We start from the raw sequence: 18,740 nt of genomic DNA on the forward strand, positions 1-18,740 counted from the left end.
TGAATTTACTGTCCTCTCTTGCATTCCAGCTTCCTAGTTTTGTCAGTCAAGCAGCCCGAAACACTGTGTGAAACTCATTACAAACCTGTACCTGTCCGAATCCTTCGGAGGTACGATCGCCAATTCCTCTCCACTCTAGTTCTTGCAGCACTCCATACCATTGCTCTGGCTGTTCAGTGCTGAATAAGAACACTGAGCCTCGATTCGTTGTAAGCTCCATATCTTTCATCAAGCCCCAAGCAGAATTCCAGCCTGCTCGATAGTCGTAGCTGCTGTAAGAAGTTTCTAGATGAAGCGTAGAGTCTTGAATGCCTGCAAAATCTCGTAGCATTTGAGCAGATAGCACGATCGTATGTTGCCAGTTATCCGTCAAAATTGCATCAGACTGGAGATCTAATGTGAAAAAGGTTCGCTGAGGCAAAGATTGATCAGGTGACTGTCTAAAAATAGACCAAAGGTTCCAACGGTCTTTAAGTTTTGAATTGAACGTAGCAATCTTTTCCTCAACAGATTCAACGGTCTGACTATTGTTGATTGCTAGATGGACTTTGCCCAGTCCTCTTGATGCAGAGCCTCCCATTCGGAAACTGTCAGAATGTTTCTGAAGATAGTTTCTCAATGCTGCTGCTAATTGATCATCATCAATCCAGATCTGACTGCGATAGCTGACGTATTCCCACTCTGGAAAGCGATCGTGCGTATTTCTCAAAAACGATTCATTCAAAACTTCGATGCTGTAAAGAATGTCATCCTGTGCAGTTGCTCTACGGCGATTGATCCCAACTTTCGTCAAAAAGCGACTTGAAACACTATGTGTCCGATAAGGATACTGCCCATGAATTGCTTTGCTATAAAACCCGGCAAAAGGCTCAATGCGACTCGTATCTTTGGGACAGCTTGGATCATAGATATGCCCGCATTGTTCAGCACAAAAACGATCGATTAACGTATCAAAAACGCCACCTTTCTCTTTGTTCTCCATTTTGAATCCAGGTTCAGCTTTAGAACTGACCGCCGTAGCAGGTAAAACATAAACAGCTTCAGGAACACAGCGAGATTCAGACTCACTGATTTTGGCGATCGCTGGATAAGCATTCTGAAAAATCGCAGGCTGTCCCCCTAAAAACAAGGCTTGAAACTGCCCACCATTGCTTGAAAGATCTTTATGTTGCGGTTTTGCTGTCTTGAGAATCTGAGCCGCGATCGCACCTCGGATTATCGTGCCTGGGATGTAGCTTTCCGTTTCGCTGATCGAGCCACCTGGTTTCTGTCGTCCGATTGCTAATGGAGCTTGAGCCTTGATTTCTAGTTCAATACAATTCATTCCGACTCCTTGGGCGCAAGCAGTTGTAACCAAATTTCATCGTCTGGACTCACTTGAGGAAATTCTGTCCAGGTGAGCCAACCGAGTCCAGCAGATTTGCTGCCCCCTAATGCGTGAAGATGCTGGAGTGCTGCCGAAATGAGTGCGATCGCAGAGTCTGGACAATCCGCGAGGAGATGAATGGCTCCTTTGAAAGGAAGTTGAGCATTCGCAGGCGAAGTTTCTAGGAAAAAGAGCTTCTGATCTTCAGCAGTACTTCTTGATCGATTGATTGAAACACCCGGACGAATGACTTCTCCTAATTCTTCGCGGCTATACTGACAGACCAGATCATCGATCGCAATTCTTGCAGGTAAAATCGGATCACCAAATATCTGTGAAACAAGGCAGTGATAGCCTGGATAGTTAGCAACTGTATAATGCGATCGAAATTCTGCTTCAACATCATCAGGACAAAGCTGATTCGCACCTGGAGCTTCGGCAATCCACCATCCTAAGCTTCGAGCTAACTTTTCACATTCGTGCCGCAGTCTGCCTTTGAGTTGAGAACCTGGGATGATCAGTTGTCCTTGAGCATTCCGAACAATGGGCTTGTCAGCGAGGGAACCTGTTGAGCCGCCTGCACCAACACAAAGCGCTGAATCTACGATCGCACAGAGGTCGATCGTCTGAAGAATGGGGGGTGCAAGCTCATCGAGAACAATCATAAAAATTGCCTATTTGGAACGAGATTGAGGGAGGTTAGCTTTTCGTTGAATCTTAGATTTTGGAGGATCGGGAACGAAGGGAAACAGGTCTACTAATTCGTACCAAATCGTTTCATAGGTGGTAGAGTCGGAGTCTAAAATCGACATCCAAGGGGCGAGGTTACCTGAATTGAGTTTGGCACTACACCAGGGTTGCTCAAAGTCTTTTTCTAAGTCTTGACCTTTCTCACCCAAGCGAGTGCGGAAGTATCGGTAGTTGAGGATTGCAGTTTGTTTGCCTTGTTCGAGTAAGCTTCGGATTTGATAGAGTTGTGACTTCGGAAAATCAGCTTTTTTGAACGCTGCAAGCGTTTCTAGTAATCCACCGATTTCATGCAAGGTGTAGGGTGCGCCATAGAGCTTGAGATGAGCTTGTCCATCTCGTTCACGAGTTAGCCCTTGAGCGCGAAACTCTTTGATGTCGGAAGAAATCATCGTGACTGATTTCATCACTAGAAAATCGATCGTGCCTCCGAGATAGCCTTTTCCTTTCAGCTTTTTCGCTTTTTGTTTTGCCGACTTTAGTAGCTGCTCAACCAAATCAGACGCATAGTAAATCGGAGTGTCTTCGGCTGTAATGAGGACACCTACAGACATACTGAGCTTGCATTGCTCTCTCGCATTGGGGCGCTTGGTTTCATCAGTGGGCTGATAGCGGTGAACGGATTCTTGATTATAGGATTCATCGCTTTTGTAGATTTGTTTATCTTTCAGTAGCTTCTCAAATTCTTGACTGAGTGTATTCGCGATCGCTAAAGCACGATCAGCAGGAACAATCAAAAACACATCATCGCCGCCAATTGTGACAATTTCAAAGGGATGAATCCAGCCTGGTTTTTTACGATCGGAAGATCCATCAGGCTCATAGTAGAAAGGTTTAAGATGTTTCGCGATCGCACGGTAAACAGCCTGTTCTGTGACAGCAGAAATATCCTTGCTAAATGCGCGATAGTCTTGCGGGGTTTTGATTTCTTTTTGAATATAGCCCCCCATGTTATTACCATCTGCATAGATGTAGGCGACGAAACCATCTGGTTTACTAGCGGCTCCAATTTCTCGCAGCGATCGCGCTTCATCAACGTCATGAATTGGGGCTTGAAAATAGTCCTGATAGGGTAGCTTTTTACCCTCCTTTAGAAATTTAGCAACCCAACTTTCTACGTTACCTGGCTCCCAGTTCCCAACAATATCTGACCACCAATCTTGACGTTTGCCCCGTTTCGCAATCTGACCCATGATGTACTTTCGCCCGGAGGGTTCGGAGAATTTCATCCGACGCAAAGCAGGCACACGAGCGATCGCTGAACGTCGATCGCCTTCATCGCGTTGAGCATAGGGATGAGTTTCGTAGAGCGGAGGATAGGCGCGAGTTGGGCGATTTGAAGTAATATTCCCGCTTCGTCGTTGATTGAATTGACTGGCAAGATGGGCGACTAATTCATTGAAAGATTTACGATCGCAAAATGGCTGTTCAGGATCTTCAGCGTTCGGCTGACCAAAGTAAGCTTGAAATAGTTCGTGTTTCGGATTTGCGAGATAGTCTTGGAGCCAGGGTTGTTGAATTTTGCCAAACCGAAATTCTAGTAGCTTGAATGTCTCACCGACAGCACAGGAGTTTGCAATCAAGGTTTCGCGGGTGTAGCATTGCTCGATCGCATTAGCAAGTTGAGCGACATAAAATGCTGGACAGAGTGCAAGAATGTTTCCGCCTGTGGAATAGATGATGAGTTCTGGGATCAGTGCTTTACTAAGTTCGGGATATTCTTTTTCAAACCAACCTCGAACCGTTGACTCGATCGAGGAATCGAAGAAGCTGCGTAAGTCGATGAGGTTAATGCGATCGAGTAATGCTGATGCGCCTCGAATATCTTGTAGATTACTGGTTTCAAAGACGTATTGTTTAATTTTGGTTGCACCGCCGAAGACGAGTCCGATTTTTGTAGGTTCGTTCCAGAGGTCGGCGTATTCGGTTTGAAGTTGCTCGATCGTGTCTGGAATTTGTGCTGATTTTTCGAGCTTTTGTAATTTTTGAGCTTGATCTAAGTAGTGAGAGAGTTCGGAATCGATCGCTTGTCCTTGCTTTAGATCGTGACGAAATTTTCTGAGTAGAGAGGGATCGTGTTGGGGAGTTTCTTTGTTACCCCAGGCGAGACACCAAGCGATCGCGATAGTAATGTCCTGATGAGACTGAATCATGACAGATTGAGAAAGTTAGGGGGCGAGACGAGCGGACGATTGACAAGTTCTATGATGCAGGACGGTGGAAAAAGGATTTTCCACTCTAATTTTTCTTTCAGCAGGAGATTCCTATCGATATTACGCTCGAATTTTGAGACAACCCGTATTTTTTCGGAAATTTAAACGATTGTGTAATCTTTCTAACTTTCTAAAAGATTTCTTAAATGTAGCTCGTGCGATTGAAAGCGAGGTTGACCTTTTTCTAAGAGTCGATTACCTTGTTCGGTATCGATGATTTCCACGCGATCCGCCAGAACCTTGAAAGCCGCATAACTTCGTTGGATTGCGTCGATGCCTTGTTCCATAAGGTTTCTAGCGCTTGACGATCTAGCTTATTGACACTAAATCAGTGCTTATTGACTAGTACAAAGCTATTACGTCGATTTGGGTCTTGAAAGCTTCTCAGGGCAAGGCTCCCTAGATGAAGTGTTTCATCACTCATTCCCCGCAAGGGGATGGAAACACATGATGAAATTCCTTTTTTTGGACAGAATTTGAAGGTTTCATCACTCATTCTCCGCAAGGGGATGGAAACCAATGCACTGTTAAAATCGTAATTCATGATCGATTCCTGTTTCATCACTCATTCCCCGCAAGGGGATGGAAACTTTTCCACATCCGTTAGTTGTTACACGGAATGCACCAAAAATTTGTCGATCGATCGAATAAGCACGATCGCGCTAAACCGACTTCTTCATAAATGTTTCTTTTTTGTGTACCAAGCCCTCCCTCAGACATTGGCTTACATGAGCGCTTCGCCAAATCTCGAAAAAACGCTCTACGGAATGGTCATGAATGGAAGCAGCTATCTATTCGTGAAAGTACTCGAAAAACAGTACGGAATTTCTGACCTATTTTCAACACGATCGCAGTATCGCAACGGTCTATACGAAGTACTCCGAATCTTAACGCATCTAGGACAACTCACTATAAGCCAGTAGCTTGGTGATAGTCTAGCGAGAGTAATGGAATCGCGCTTGAAGAAACTTCACTCGATCGCGATAAACCTCATAAACCAGTCGATGCTCATCTGTGATCCTGCGCGACCAAGTATTTGAGTTTAGATATTTCAGCGGCTCCGGCTTTCCAATTCCATCAAAAGGATCACGCATCACCGCTTCAACAAAATCCATCACTTTCAACGCAATCTTACGATCGCACTCAATCCAAAACCGCAAATCCTCACGAAAATCAGGCTCAAAAACTGCACTCCGCTCCAGCTTTTCTGAAGACTCCTCAGCCGTCGATTCCGAAGACTCATTCAACTTCTTAGGGCGTTTCTTCGACAAGTCCAAACTCCCGTTTGAAATCTTCAACCGATTGTGCAGCCGTTTCTTGCACCTTAGAGCGCTCCAATGCCGCAATCAAACGATCGGCATTTGCAGAAGAACTCAGTAAATGAAATGTTTCGAGCAAACTGGAAAAATCCTCATCCGTCGTCGCCTCATTTAAGCCCCGTTCGATCGCGGCTTTTGCGGCCGGATTTTGAATGGCTTGAAGCTCGATCGCAAGTAGCTGCCTAATATAGGGTTTGGGATCAACTTCGATCGGAACAGATAAAATCGCTTGACCCAACTTGATGGTTTGATAACTCTCAAAATTATGGCTTTCGATCAGATTTGAAATCATTCTGATTCTTCTGAGCAAACTACACTGCTATGCAACAGTATAACCAAGATGACCTAGGCACGATCGCAAACCCCTCTCATTCCTTCATTGCTTTGCGAGCCAACTGCGAATACTTTTTCACGCTCTCATACCCAATCCCCAGATCCTCCGCAATCCCCTTCAAACTCTCCCCAAACTCCTGCCGCGCCACGATCGTCGCCCACAAATCCGCCGCCTTCTCCGCTCGCTCTCCCCCCTGTCGCTTCCTCAACCCAAAAAAGAACGCCTTCAACTCCGCCCGTCGCGCCTCAATCAACACCCGCTGCTGCACCTTCACAGAATCCTTCGACTCCGCTACTTCTTCCACAACCTCTACAACATCCACCTCCAACCATCCCGCTCTAGTCTGCCCCAACCCAAACGTCACCTTATGCCCCGTCCCAAAATACGGCGCACAAAACACCAGCGATCGCACCATTTGCACATAGTCCGGATCACCCTTCGCCTTCGGACTCAGCCCAAACTGTACCTTTCCTACAAATCCCGTCACAGAACCTTGTTTACCTGCTTGAACTTTGAGCGATCGCACCTCATGCCGCAAAATCACCACACACTCATTCACCCACTTGAGAAAATCCTCTTGCTCAACTGTGATCGATGCAAAATCATTCCAACGCCGCAAGTAACTATGAAACACATTCTCCGGCATCGGCAAAGGCAAATGATTCTGCCGCTTCCGAAAACTCGTCGCACTCAAAAACGTCAGATTCAAATCATCCTGCCGCCCTTCCCCAGCCTGCTCCCAAACCGCCTCATAGGTCATCGCAGGCAAACCAATCTCCCACCGCACAATCCGAAACACTTCCCCCCGCAGCTTAATCTCCGTCGGTGGCTTCACCAACCACTGCTGCATCCACTCACAAACCTCATGATTCAGCCCCGTCACCGTCCAAGCATAAAGCTGCTCTGCCTCAAACTGAATCGATCGACCCACCCGACTCCCTTCCAATCCCGAAATCGTAAACGCTTTCTCCGACTGCCCATCATGCAAATAAGCCGAAAGATCCGGATTCATCGATCGCACCTGATCCAAAAACCAAGCATGAAGCTGAGTTGAAAAGTTAGAAGTCGCTTGAAAACTCCGATTCGGCTGCAAGAAGAGCGTAAGTCCAATCAATTCAGCAGTGTCATCCCAACTTAAAATCGGTTTAGCAGCACGACGTGGCATATCTCAAATCAGTAACTTGGACTCATCTTACCCCGCAAGTTTGCTCGAAGCATTTGATCGCCCATTCGCCTGAAATCCCAGCATGACGCGAATCGGATTCAGCGATCCAACGACTTTCCCTTGAGCATCCACCTTCGCAGGCGTGTACTGAATCGATCGCTGCGTGCCCACACACGCCAACACCACTCCCACCGAAGCATGAGCCGTCATCCCGGTATAATCTGCAATCACCTCTGCCTCTGTCCAACCCTTGGGCAATCGAGTCCGATAAATCTCATCCACTCGCGCCCAAAACTCCAATGGATTGTAGATATCATTCACGACCAAAGGTGCATCCACGCAAATTTGAGGAAACTCCTGACAAAGCTCCCGCGCCATATCCAACCGTTCCCTTGAACAAATCAACCAGCACCGTTGCAGCACTCTATCAACAACTTCTCAAGCACTCAAACCGAGTCTTCCTGCAACGGGTTTGTCCGGATGGCGAAGGAATGTGGTCAAGCGAAGCTGATCCAGCGATCGTGCAGTCAATTCGCAGCAAAGGTCAGTTCTCTGAAGAGTTTGTTCTTGAAACGCTTCGAGCCATTGATCACCTGGGACAGAATCCACATTTTTCGATTGTTCTGCTCGATCTCGGTGGTAAGCGTACAGCAGAAAATGCAGAAATTTTGCAGCACTCTGACTTTTTGATCCTACTGTCGTCGAACCTGCAAGAAATAAGCCATTGGCAGCAGTTTGCTCACTGTGAAAATTGTGAAACGATCGCGCTTCTAGAAAGTCGTCTGCACAAAATCGATGCGGTGTTAAACCAAACGGTATGTTCTCACATCAATTTTAACGTGAATTCGATGAGAGTTTTTTCGCTTCGTTGTTCACGGCTTCTGCCCCCCAACCCCCCAATTTTGGGGGACTTTCAGAGAGGAATTCTGGTTCAAAGTCCCTCACTCGTGGGGGATTTAGGGGGCGTTCCTGGATCTAAAAGCGAAGCGAAGCGTTCATCGAACTGATGTCAATTTTACTCCAACTCTATCGAAGGGCATCCTGTGGAATTTGGATCGACATGGCAACACAGCAACTTACGAGAGTGCTGTCGCTCAACTTGCTACTTGGTTACACGATCGCTTTATAGCTTACTAATTCACCTGAAGCAAATATGTAGATAATCGCTAAATCCCCTATTCTGGGGGACTTTGAACCTTGGGGTTCCCTCCGCTTTGGGGCAATTCATCCCCTGACTCAGCAACGCCGCCAAAATTAGCTGACCAAGCATATTTAGAGAATTTCAGGTTAATAAACTCGCGTTCCTTAGTGATTAGTAGATTAGTCGTGAATCGATGGCTAAGAACAATAACAACCCGCCCTTTGAAGATTCCTACTGATTTAGGTACTGCTGTAGTTTTCTAATCAAGCAAATGACGACATTCATTAAATAGCCAAGTGCCAAATAGACCGTCTAGAATCTCTTGATAAATTTCGGGTGTTAGCTGGGCTGGAATAAATGCTTTGACCCATAAGAGATGATATCCCTGATCGGTTTTAAGCGGCTCTAGTAAGTCACTCGATCGCGCATTAAAAACTGCCGCAGACACCTCTGGTTTTAAGTTCCAGCGATAAAGTTTTCCCGCGTAGCCGCAGGTTTGCCGAAGCGATTCATCCTGATTGTAGAGATAAGCTGCTTCAAAAAAGCTGGTTTCTCGTTCCTCAATTTGAAAGAATAGCTCCTGGGCAATGGTCTGTTCAGAAACAATGATTTGATACAAAACAACTTGGTCAAAGTCCGATCGATGTTGAGCAAAAGCCGCTTTAACTTCTTGATCAAACAAGATGTGTGAAAGTTTTTTAGTTAGCAAGCGATCGCGAATTCCTGCCTCTAAATCTTCGGCTGTGATCATCTGGTCATTTAACCAGGCTAACGTGTCGGATGCTTTTTCTAAACGAGATTCTCGACGTAAGCGATCGCTTTCTGCCTGAATCTCATCCTGCGTCACGATGATTCCCTTTGCGTGAGCCGTTTGATCAATAATTTTCTGATACAAAACCTTTTGATAAATCTCTTTTAATCGAACACTTTTCTTTAAGTAATTGATGAGATCGTCCAACACAATAAAAGATTTAAACAAATGATTAACCATCTCAAACTAGCTGATTTTAACTAAAAATATCACTGCTAAAACTCAACTTTTTAATTTCTCTAAAGCTTCTGAAAGGCAATCGAAAAAAATGTAGGAACATTACGAATAACACTCCTACAAAACCACATTTTTTACAGTTAATCGTTAGATGCCAAACGCAAATGCAGTTCCACCAGAGGTGCTGAATACACCTGCTGCACCTGCTGCATAAGTTGAGCCAGATGTCCCAGCCGCTACAGCCAGGTAGGTACCCTTGGCAAAGCCAGTGGAGTAGTTGCTCGTTGAGAATGGACCTGACCAGGATTTGCTGCTAAACCAGGCTTTAGCGCCTCCAACAATGCCAGTTGCTTCTTTTGAGTCAGACACAATGTCCAGATATTCCAGGTCGCGAATTACCATGAGATTTCTCCTTCGTTAAAGATGTTTTCACGCAACAGGGAGCGCACTTCAGATCATATCAATTAGAGAAAAATATTCGAGATTTCACCATTAATAATGTCAATTTTTCATAGTAGCTTTATATACTAACTTTTCAAAAGATTGGTTCAAGAACTATCAAGAACCTTCTTAAAAAAATTGCTCTTGATGTTGAATTTTATTACCCCAACAAAATACCTCACTCTAGAAATTGCTACAAGCGAAGACCTCCTTTTTGCAATTGACGAATTGGATCAAATAACACATCGATAATGCGACGACGACGAATTACAAGTTCTGCTGTAGCCACTTGACCCGCTTTGAATACAATCGTTTTCTGATCGGCTGTAATCGAGGTGCGATCGAGCGCAATTTCGACCTGGTAAACTGGCTCTGACCGATCGCTAGGCTTGGCATCTGGAGAAATTGAAACCACCTTTCCCGAAACCATCCCATAATCTTGATAGGGATAGGCATCGAGTTTGATTTGCGCTGCCGTTCCCACTTGAACAAACCCTGCTTCCTGATTTGGCAAACTTGCCCGTAGTACTAGCGGAGCCTTGAGAGCCGTCATCTCTGCGATCGTTTGTCCCGGTTGTACAACTTCGCCCACATTTTGAATGCTTAGAGAAGACACCGTTCCTTCAACAGGCGCAACTAACAATCGCTGGCTAACTTTGGTTTTTGCAGTATTTAATAAAGTTTGAGTTTCGGCAATTTTGGCTTTTAGTTGAGTGGCTTCAACTTCTAGCTGTTGGGTTTGCTGTTGAGCTTCTAGCTGCGATCGAGTGCCGTCTGCTTGCTTTTGATCCAACCCTGCTTGCAACTGTCTGACTTCTGACAACGCTTGTTCCAGATCTCCCTGGCTTTTGGTAATACTGCTTTGACGATCGCGCAATGCCTGTTCTACTTCAAACAAACGCTCTTGCGAAATGGCTCCTTGGCTGGCAAGTGTTCTAAGTTTTTCGAGCCGCGATCGCTGCGCCGTTTCATCCACTCGAAGCTGAGACAAAACTTCCCGAACTGTGTTTACCTTGGTAGTAGACTGAGCGATCGCAGCAACTTGACCCTGTGAATTTGCAGACGCACTTTCCTGTCCCTGTTGGGCTTCTAGACGCGATCGGGCAACCAACATTTGCATCTGGTTAAGTTGTGTTTGATCAGAGGCTAGTGTTTGCTGTAAGCGATCGACTTCTCCGGTTGAGAGTTGTGGGTCGAGTTCCGCCAGAGTTTGTCCCGCTTTCACGAGCTGTCCTTCTTTGACCAGCAGCTTTGTCACCTTGCCTGATTCGACCGGATGAATCTTATACACGCTTCCTTTAGGAACAAGCTGCCCACGGGCATGACCGACCTCATCGATCTGCCCAAAATAAGCCCAGGCACCAAAAGCACTACAAAACGCAATGCCACCCAGTAGTAGGTAGAGCGGAAAGGCGATCGGAGGTTGGTCTAGTACGGACTGTAGAGAAGTAGACCAGTTTGATTGTTGAGCAACAAAAGTGCGACTCGTGGAGCTTGGAGAATTTAATTTCGGACGATCATCCAACTTCTGCACAGTAACGCTCCTGGAGATAACTTGCGACTGAATTTCCGTCTGATTAGAGAATTTAGATTGTCTCCTAACATCCTTTCAGTTGTATTTGCTTATTAACCGATACAGCGATTTCTAAACTTAAAGTAGAAATTTCAGTAAAAATACCACGTCAATATTACTGGATCTCATTTCTCAATACGTAATTACACTCGACTTTACTGGGATTTTATCACCTGCTTCACTGAATTTTCATACACGAGGGATGAGGCAGTTCTGATTTAGATGGTTAGTTAGTGAATAGAATTCTCCCCTGCCAGAACGAAGTCTGTTTTCGCAAACTACACTCATCAATATTGTCTTAATTCACGACGGCGGGTTTTGTTCTCCTAGCTGCGGTTTTAACGACCAACTTTAACCATCTTCCTATAACTGCTGCCGTGCTAGATGGTAGTAAACCCCTTGCTGAGACATTAATGCAGGATGGGTGCCCTGCTCAACTAGAATGCCGCGATCGACCACCAGAATATTATCTGCATCTCGCACGGTTGAGAGCCGATGGGCAATCATACAGATAGTGCAATTTCCAATTCGTCTCAAGTTATCGCGAAAGCGGCGCTCTGCATGGACATCAAGTGAACTGGTCGCTTCGTCTAAAATGAGTAAACGAGGTTCACCTAGTAGCGCACGAGCGATCGCAATCCGTTGTTTTTGACCGCCTGATAGCGTTGTCCCTCGTTCTCCTACTTTGGTCTGATAACCCAGGGGCAAGTCTTGAATAAAGCTGTGAGCTTCTGCTAGTTTTGCGACTTCGATGATCTGCTCTAGCGTGAATTCGGGACGAAATAGCGCAATGTTTTCTAGAATGGTGCCCGAAAACAAGAAACAATCCTGTGGCACAACTCCCAACTGCGATCGCAGCGATTGAGGAGACACCTGGCGAATATCATGCCCGTCGATTAGAATGCGCCCGCTCGTTGGCTGATAGAGTCCTTGAAGTAGATTCACCAATGTACTCTTACCTGAACCGCTTTGACCCACAATCGCGACCATCTGCCCTGGCAATATTTCAAAGGAAACCGTTTGCAGCGTATTTCTTTCCTGCTCGGCACTATAACGAAAGGTGACATTCTCAAAGCGGACTTCACCTCTTAACGGCGGCAACATCAGCATCGGACGTTGAGCATCTTCTTCTGGCGACACCACAAACACATCATTCAACCGTTCAGCCGCGATAACAACTTCTTGTAGTTCATCCCAAAGCTGCGCCAGCGAGAGAACGGGCGCGATCGCACTTGCCAGCAGCATATTAAAAGCGACAAATTGCCCTACCGTCAGGCTTCCTTGAATCACTAAAGTTGCCCCATACCAGAGCAGTGCCGTACTCCCCAGGCTATTCACCAGTCCGCTGAGAAACTGCAGCGTATTTGATAGCTTTTGTCCTCGAAATCGCGCATTCAGCAACTCAGTCAGACGGTCTTCCCAACGCCAGCGTAAGGTTCGTTCTGCGGCGGCGGATTTGATTGTCTCAACCCCAGTCAAAATTTCTACTAGAGCAGAGTTTTCGATCGCGGTCTGCCGAAACACATCGCGGGAAACCTGTCGCATAAAGGGCGTAGCAATCAGAACAATCAGCGCGATCGCAACGAGCAATCCCAATACCAGCAGCATCAGTTGCCAGTTGTAGTAAGCCATCAAACCCAGGTAGACAAACACCATCAGCGCATCTAACCAGACCACGATCGCTTGCCGAGTCAGAAACAACTGTACCTTCTGGTTTTCTTGCACACGAGTTAGAATATCGCCCACCTGACGAGACTCAAAAAATGTCAGAGGCAGGAGTAGCGTATGGCTAATAAAACCACTGATCAGCATCAGATCCAGCCGATTAGAAAAGTAATCAAGCAGATATTGCCGCACGGCTGTTAAGCTAACCCGCCAGATACCAAAGAGCAGTAGCCCGATCGCAAACACATTCAGCGTGATCAAGCTGCGTTGAACAATGACTCGATCTAAAATAAACTGAGTTAACAACGGAGCTACCAGCCCAAATACTTGAATCAGCAGCGAAGCAAAAATGATTTGTCCGATCACTGTGCGATAAGCTGTCAGCAGTCCCCAAAACCGCTTTAGAGAAGGCTTTTCTGCCTCGGATGCCTTAAGCCGATCGGTTGGTTCTAATAATAGTGCATAGCCACTCCAATGGGTCTGAAACTCCTGTAGCGATAGTTTTTGTCTTCCAACTGCGGGATCAGCAATCAAAAATTGGTTGCCTCTGACTTGATAAACAACCACATAGTGATCGCCCTGCCAGTGAGCAATCCACGGCTTAGATTGTTCGATTAACTGTCCCAAACTAGCCCGCACGGGTCGAGCCTGAAAGCCTACACCTTCTGCGGTGGTTGCCAAAGCTTGCAGTGAAACCCCAAATCGCCCCATTCCTGCCTGACGAGTCAAGTCGCTTAAACTCAAACGGTTACCCCAGTACTGTCCCACCATCACCAAACAAGCAATGCCACAGTCTGCCAAACTCTGCTGCGGAACAAAGGGATACTTTTGCCCCAGGCGCGATCGTCGCTTCCCAGGTTGCGGAAAGGGTAATGTATTAGAGGATGCTATGTCAGTGTGAGGAAAGTTCTCTGAGTGGTTAGTCGGAGTTTTCTGAACGGCAACCGAAGTTAAATTATCTAAGGTTGAAACCGTTGGTACGATCGTTTCCCAGTACTCAGCAGGCAAATGGTACAGGACAACTTCTGTTTGAGCAGTCCAATCATCAGATGGAGACCCCCAATCGCCCAACTTTGGAGGCTGAACGTTGCGGCTGTAAACTTCACCCCGACGCAGCCAAAACTGTCCTGTTTGCGGAACTTCGGCTAACCTTTTTCCTGGTGGTAATAAGATTGAAACCAAATGAGATCCGATCTCTAAAAGTTGAGCCTGAGATAGTGATCGTAAGCTCGTCAGGGTTTTAAGAAACAGTAGATAGTCTCTTGTTTGGGCCTGTTGGTGCCAGCGATCGCGCAGGTCAGGAAGTTTTTCTAGCCAGGATTCTAGATCTTTGATATCAATTTGGGCAAGCTTTCCGATGCTGGCGGCGATCGCTGAATATTGAAGAGTTGCCCACAGGTCATCTGCGCCAAAGCTATCACCTACTTCTAACACACAAACAGACACCTCCTTTTGCTGTTCGCCATACCCTAGCAAGCGGACTCGCCCCTGACAAACAATAGATAGCGTGGTTGGTGAGGAGTTACAGCGATCGCCCAGTCGAAATTCTGCAATCTCAAACGATTGGCTCAAAGCTTCAATGAGTAGCGGATCTGCTTGCGGAAACAGTCGCATCAAAATTTCGGATAGCTGATCGATCGCATCCTGAAAAGGTTGAGGTTGCCGCTGCATTTGTGCCCCTGGAAACGTGTTGGTTGAGTCTGCTGGTTAGGCAATCCCTATATTTTTTAGTTGACTACGAGAATAAGCTTTTGATCAAACTGTGTGGGAGCGCATTGAGATGATCTTCTAATGCTTTTTGTGGGCTTTCGCATCCGCAACGATCGTCCCTTCATGAAAGCTTAGTAGAAATACGGTGCTATATGAATTTCTCTCGATCAACCTACCAGAAAAGGGCGTTGCTGATTGGAGGGATGAATGTCCATCTTTTCGCCCCCTAAATTCCCGAAATTGGGGGACTTTGAACCTTGGGTTTCCCGCCGCTTTGGGGCACACCCCCTAATTCAGCAACGCTCAGAAAAGTTGCCACTCCACTATTCCAAAACTTTTGGCGATTTAGTCCTGTGCGATGGCGCGATCGCTGTAGTAAGAAGTAGCAGTTTTTAGCGGTGAGTGGCTACTCGAAACTCTTTGTGCAAAGCTTTATACAAACTTTAAACATTAACTCGTGATTTTACTGAGATTCTATTAAATAACTGCTATCGTTTTCTTAACTCATCAGTGTATTTCGTGACATCTTAACTTGTGTCTCAATCCATCTCCCCCGTGAATTCTTAGTTAGTAAAGATGTATCTGCCAGACTACCTGACCCAGAGAACTATTGAGCGATTACTAGAAGACTGACCTTCACTGCCCACCGAACTATCCTTCAGCCCCCACTCCAGTAGTACGGAGTTAGTTCGGTAGGTCATCTGTAAGTTGATCAAAAATTACGCTCAATTAAAAAGCATCTCCCATTTCTAGCTGTATGTTCGATTTAAGGCTAGACAGTCCTGCGTGTAAGGGCTGACAGTTTGACGCGAGTCTGCGAAATCGTATGAATTGAGAGGATTTTATGGAATTGAAACGAAACAATACTCAGCGTTTGTTGCTGCTGCTGGTGCCGTTGGCCGTCACATCGATCGCGCCCAATCCAGCTAACGCCAAATCTACAGCCTTCTCAGAAGCTCAGGTCAAACTCTTTGACTTCAGCCACAATCCACTAGAGGTTCTGGCAGCGATCGACTCCAAAACCGTTATCTCCGCCACAAACGGGAAAGCAACCGCCATTGCCACCCCAAAAGCGCTCTTTTTGAATGGATCTAAGCCTCGTGCTGAAAACTCATCGTTGAGCCAGGCAGCGGGAGACGGTATCGCTTATCAAGGAATCGCTCAAAGCTTTGCGGGTGTGATTGGCTACGACTTTGAGATCGCCGCCGGAGAAGAGTTTTCGTTCAAATTTGATACGCTGCTGAAGCTGGCAACTTTGACTGACAATCCTCTTAAAGAGACTGCTAGAGCGAGCGGCAACATCAAATTTCAATTGTTAGATGTCAGTTATGAAGACACTTTCATCCCACTAAACGAATTCTCAATCTTTGGTGCTCTTAATACTCCTGGCAAAGGCGATCTGTTGAATGCGACAGGCTACCAGAACATCGAATTTGATCCCGACAAGACTTCTGTGGCTCGATCGTTTGGTGGCAATAAGGAGTCTGCGATCGCTAAGACTCAGGGTACTTTCTCAAGATTTTTTAGTCAGAAAACCAGGCTGATGTTAATTGAGGAGAAAGAAAATCAGGCGATCGTGCAGGCTGTTCCAGAACCAATGGGTACAGTCGCCTTACTTGTTACATCTGTCTCCATGATGGTCGGCGGTGTTCTGAAACGCAAAAAAACACAGTCTGGAGTGGAGTAGTCCTCTTTAAAGGGTGACTTAAGGAATTGTTAAGCCATTCTTTCGATACCGAAAACCTGCATCATACTAGAAACAATTCTTTGAGCCGTGAAGTATTGTCTAACAAGCAAGGCTGCATCTGCTAATTCTCCCACTTACTGCATTAGACAATCTGCATTAGACAATTTGAGCATCGACTAGCGCTTGAACGCTAAGAGGATGGTTTAAAAGTCATCTCGCTGGTAGCAGAACGGGTTAGATCCCCCCTAGCCCCCCTTAAAAAGCTACCGTGTACACACAAGTTGCTTAATCGTTTATTGCCGAGATCTTCGCCCCCTAAATCCCCCAATCTGGGGGACTTTGAACTCGGATTCTGGGCTTGAAGTCCCCCAATTTTGGGGAATTTAGGGGGCTGAAGCCGACTGAAACGAAGCGAGAAAGAGATGTGTGTACACAGTAGCCTTAAAAAGGGAGGAACTAGATTCAAAATCCCTTTTTAACGGAGGCAGGGGGGATCTCCGAGTCTCTACCTTCACAACAGAAGACTTTTGAAACACCCTCTAAGGCTTGAAGTCGATCACTTCACTTCCAAAATAAGTTTTCCTGCCGCAGACATTGTTTAGGAGTCGCTATTCATGACAACCTCAACTGTTCTTAAGACGCTCACAGCGATCGCTGTTGGGTCTGCTTTGATGATCATGGCCCCCCCGACGGCCCAGGCTGCGATTTTGACCTCTGCTACATTAGGAGAAACCAAGCAGATCTTTGGCGCTCCGGTGAGCAATGTTCAGTATCTAGGCTGGAGATTTAGAGTTAGTGCGCCGTTTCGAGTGACGCGGATTGGGGGGCATTTGGTCGGAGATGGAGGCGGAAAACCAATCTTTGGGGCGATCGTTCGGCTGAGTAGTCCGACTGCGTTTCCGAGGGCGTTTCCGCCTGCCCCTAGCGAGGTGGTTGCATCCACGACATTCATTCCTCCCAGCGCTCTCACCACTAGAAGCCAAGACGTAAGAATTCCGCTGTCTGCGTCACTGCCGCCCGGAAACTATGCCCTGATTTTTGGTAGCACAACGAATCTGGGTGGAATCGCTAGAATGCCTATCAACAACGCCAGCTTGCCGGGTTCGACTTACTTTATCTCAGGTGGCGGCACTTATCAAAATCTCGACCCAGCATCAGGGCTAACTAATATTCGATTTGTAGTTGAGGGTTCTTAGCTCGACTTTATCCATTTGCTGAAACCCTGAAATACCAGTAGTTGCGGCCTGTCCAGATTGCCTCTAGTGCAGCGTCAACGATAAAAATTAGGGTTAGCGATCGCTGAAGTCTTCATTCAATGAAACTTTACCAAGAGATAGCTACCCTAAGATTTTGGCTTCGTTTCAATGGGTTGCAGCCCCCCAATCCCCCAAATTTGAGAGACTTTGAAGCTCGAACCCGTTTTGAATTCCAGAATTTTTTGATCTCAAAGTCCCCCAGAATGGGGGATTTAGGGGGCGAAGTAACTTGGCAATAAACGATCTTATTTAATTCACGATCCTAAGCTACGGTGCCTATTAAGCTGATCGACATCTAGGTTGATAGCCATTTCCGCATTGTAAAAGGGTTGCAGAGCCAGCTTATGCAAACTCAAAGTCAATCAGCCTATTAGGGCGATCGAGTCGGAGAGCCATTTCCAGTTCCGCGTGGTTCTGGTTGTTTCTGAGACTCTGATTCTGCACTTTTATACGTGACTCTAAGGCGGAGTGCTTGAGTGGGTCGATTCGGCTGGAGTTGTCGTCGTTGAAGTTCTCTCACTGCCCAGGCATCAAAGGCAAGCTGACCACTCGATTGAGCCACTCGAATGTTTTGTGGGCATCCAGCAGCATTCACATCGTAAAGCAATCGCGCTGAACCTTCGCCCTGAAATTCTGCGGGTATCGGCAGAAAACCAAAGGGACAAGCCGTAACCGTTATCTGACTGTCAAACGGCGACCAAGCAACGGTTGGTAAAGACTTCTCACCCACGATCGACAACTGTAGTGTTTTATCATTGAGCGGCGCGATCGTGATTTGGGCAATTCCAGGATACGGCTGTTGTAGTTGAAGCGGTTTTTGATCTTTAAGCGTTGTATTAGCAATCTCTACAGTGACGCGATTGCCTTCTGATTTGGGATTGGTAAATGTAATTGTCCCTGAACCTACGAACTGAATGATTCCTTCTGGTAGCAGCCTTGATCGCTGGCTGGGAGGTTGCTGGAAAGCAGTTTTTACAGCGGCTGAATTTGGCGCTTGAATGGCGGTAATCTGGAAGATTGTGGGTGTGGGCGCTGGCGTTTGAGCCGTTGCGTTTTGAGCAGCGATCGTCATTGCACTAGTCAGAACAATACAACTCATTTGGAAATGACGAACCGGAACAAAAGACTTCATATT

General features: G+C 46.4%; 17 protein-coding genes. 4 read left to right on the top strand and 13 right to left on the bottom strand.

Translation table 11 applies throughout. From position 1 onward, the window contains the following. Positions 1-46: 46 nt before the first annotated feature. From csx10 to ACKFKF_RS28730, 4 genes are all read right to left on the bottom strand, one after another. Complete coding sequence (csx10, locus tag ACKFKF_RS28715) at positions 47-1,324, bottom strand: type III-D CRISPR-associated RAMP protein Csx10 (RefSeq protein WP_446870794.1); 1,278 nt, start codon at positions 1,322-1,324, stop codon at positions 47-49. Continuing rightward, positions 1,321-2,031 (bottom strand): RAMP superfamily CRISPR-associated protein, encoded by a 711-nt coding sequence (locus tag ACKFKF_RS28720; RefSeq protein ID WP_446870796.1) that lies wholly within the window; start codon positions 2,029-2,031, stop codon positions 1,321-1,323. Before ACKFKF_RS28720 ends, csx10 begins: the two co-directional genes overlap by 4 nt. 9 nt (positions 2,032-2,040) lie before the next feature. Continuing rightward, positions 2,041-4,266, bottom strand: coding sequence for a type III-B CRISPR-associated protein Cas10/Cmr2 (gene cas10 / locus ACKFKF_RS28725; protein ID WP_446870797.1), 2,226 nt, complete (start codon positions 4,264-4,266; stop codon positions 2,041-2,043). Positions 4,267-4,448: 182 nt separating this feature from the next. Continuing rightward, the gene (locus tag ACKFKF_RS28730; protein WP_446858013.1) at positions 4,449-4,613 is read right to left on the bottom strand and encodes a hypothetical protein; all 165 of its coding nucleotides are present in this window, start codon (positions 4,611-4,613) and stop codon (positions 4,449-4,451) included. A gap of 408 nt (positions 4,614-5,021) precedes the next feature. Here ACKFKF_RS28730 and ACKFKF_RS28735 point away from each other — a divergent pair, with 408 nt between their 5' ends. Then, complete coding sequence (locus ACKFKF_RS28735; RefSeq protein ID WP_446870798.1) at positions 5,022-5,249, top strand: hypothetical protein; 228 nt, start codon at positions 5,022-5,024, stop codon at positions 5,247-5,249. 12 nt (positions 5,250-5,261) lie between these two features. On the opposite strand, the gene ACKFKF_RS28740 is transcribed toward ACKFKF_RS28735, so the two are convergent. The 4 genes from ACKFKF_RS28740 to ACKFKF_RS28755 all read right to left on the bottom strand — a co-directional run bounded on the left by ACKFKF_RS28740 (position 5,262) and on the right by ACKFKF_RS28755 (position 7,522). Further along, a complete protein-coding gene (locus ACKFKF_RS28740; protein ID WP_446870800.1) occupies positions 5,262-5,597 on the bottom strand; it encodes a Txe/YoeB family addiction module toxin in 336 nt (111 codons plus the stop codon). Then, positions 5,578-5,937 carry a hypothetical protein gene (locus tag ACKFKF_RS28745; protein ID WP_446870801.1) on the bottom strand — a complete coding sequence of 120 codons (360 nt, stop codon included), beginning with the start codon at positions 5,935-5,937 and terminating at the stop codon, positions 5,578-5,580. Before ACKFKF_RS28745 ends, ACKFKF_RS28740 begins: the two co-directional genes overlap by 20 nt. Positions 5,938-6,013: 76 nt before the next feature. Then, a complete protein-coding gene (gene cas6, locus ACKFKF_RS28750) occupies positions 6,014-7,144 on the bottom strand; it encodes a CRISPR-associated endoribonuclease Cas6 (RefSeq protein WP_446870802.1) in 1,131 nt (376 codons plus the stop codon). A 27-nt stretch (positions 7,145-7,171) separates the two neighbouring features. Beyond that, entirely contained in the window at positions 7,172-7,522 is a 351-nt protein-coding gene (locus tag ACKFKF_RS28755; protein WP_446870803.1) for a hypothetical protein, read from the bottom strand. A gap of 14 nt (positions 7,523-7,536) precedes the next feature. Here ACKFKF_RS28755 and ACKFKF_RS28760 point away from each other — a divergent pair, with 14 nt between their 5' ends. Next, complete coding sequence (locus ACKFKF_RS28760; RefSeq protein WP_446870804.1) at positions 7,537-8,151, top strand: hypothetical protein; 615 nt, start codon at positions 7,537-7,539, stop codon at positions 8,149-8,151. A 393-nt stretch (positions 8,152-8,544) separates the two neighbouring features. Here ACKFKF_RS28760 and ACKFKF_RS28765 read toward each other — a convergent pair whose 3' ends face one another. From ACKFKF_RS28765 to ACKFKF_RS28780, 4 genes are all read right to left on the bottom strand, one after another. Then, entirely contained in the window at positions 8,545-9,276 is a 732-nt protein-coding gene (locus ACKFKF_RS28765; RefSeq protein WP_446870805.1) for a peptidylprolyl isomerase, read from the bottom strand. Positions 9,277-9,420: 144 nt separating this feature from the next. Further along, positions 9,421-9,675: a hypothetical protein gene (locus ACKFKF_RS28770; protein ID WP_446870806.1), complete on the bottom strand. Its 255-nt coding sequence runs from the start codon at positions 9,673-9,675 to the stop codon at positions 9,421-9,423. A 232-nt stretch (positions 9,676-9,907) separates the two neighbouring features. Next, positions 9,908-11,248: an HlyD family efflux transporter periplasmic adaptor subunit gene (locus tag ACKFKF_RS28775; RefSeq protein WP_446870807.1), complete on the bottom strand. Its 1,341-nt coding sequence runs from the start codon at positions 11,246-11,248 to the stop codon at positions 9,908-9,910. A 402-nt stretch (positions 11,249-11,650) separates the two neighbouring features. Next, entirely contained in the window at positions 11,651-14,623 is a 2,973-nt protein-coding gene (locus tag ACKFKF_RS28780; protein ID WP_446870808.1) for a peptidase domain-containing ABC transporter, read from the bottom strand. 883 nt (positions 14,624-15,506) lie between these two features. Between ACKFKF_RS28780 and ACKFKF_RS28785 the strand changes: the two genes are divergently transcribed. Both ACKFKF_RS28785 and ACKFKF_RS28790 read left to right on the top strand, forming a co-directional pair. Then, a complete protein-coding gene (locus ACKFKF_RS28785) occupies positions 15,507-16,349 on the top strand; it encodes a hypothetical protein (protein WP_446870809.1) in 843 nt (280 codons plus the stop codon). Between the two features lie 614 nt (positions 16,350-16,963). Beyond that, positions 16,964-17,545, top strand: a complete 582-nt coding sequence (locus ACKFKF_RS28790) for a hypothetical protein (protein WP_446870811.1) — start codon at positions 16,964-16,966, stop codon at positions 17,543-17,545. Positions 17,546-17,975: 430 nt separating this feature from the next. On the opposite strand, the gene ACKFKF_RS28795 is transcribed toward ACKFKF_RS28790, so the two are convergent. Continuing rightward, positions 17,976-18,740, bottom strand: a 765-nt coding sequence (locus ACKFKF_RS28795) for a TonB family protein (protein WP_446870812.1), incomplete at its 5' end; no start/stop codon positions are given.

This window comes from Phormidesmis sp. 146-12 (genome assembly GCF_052939495.1).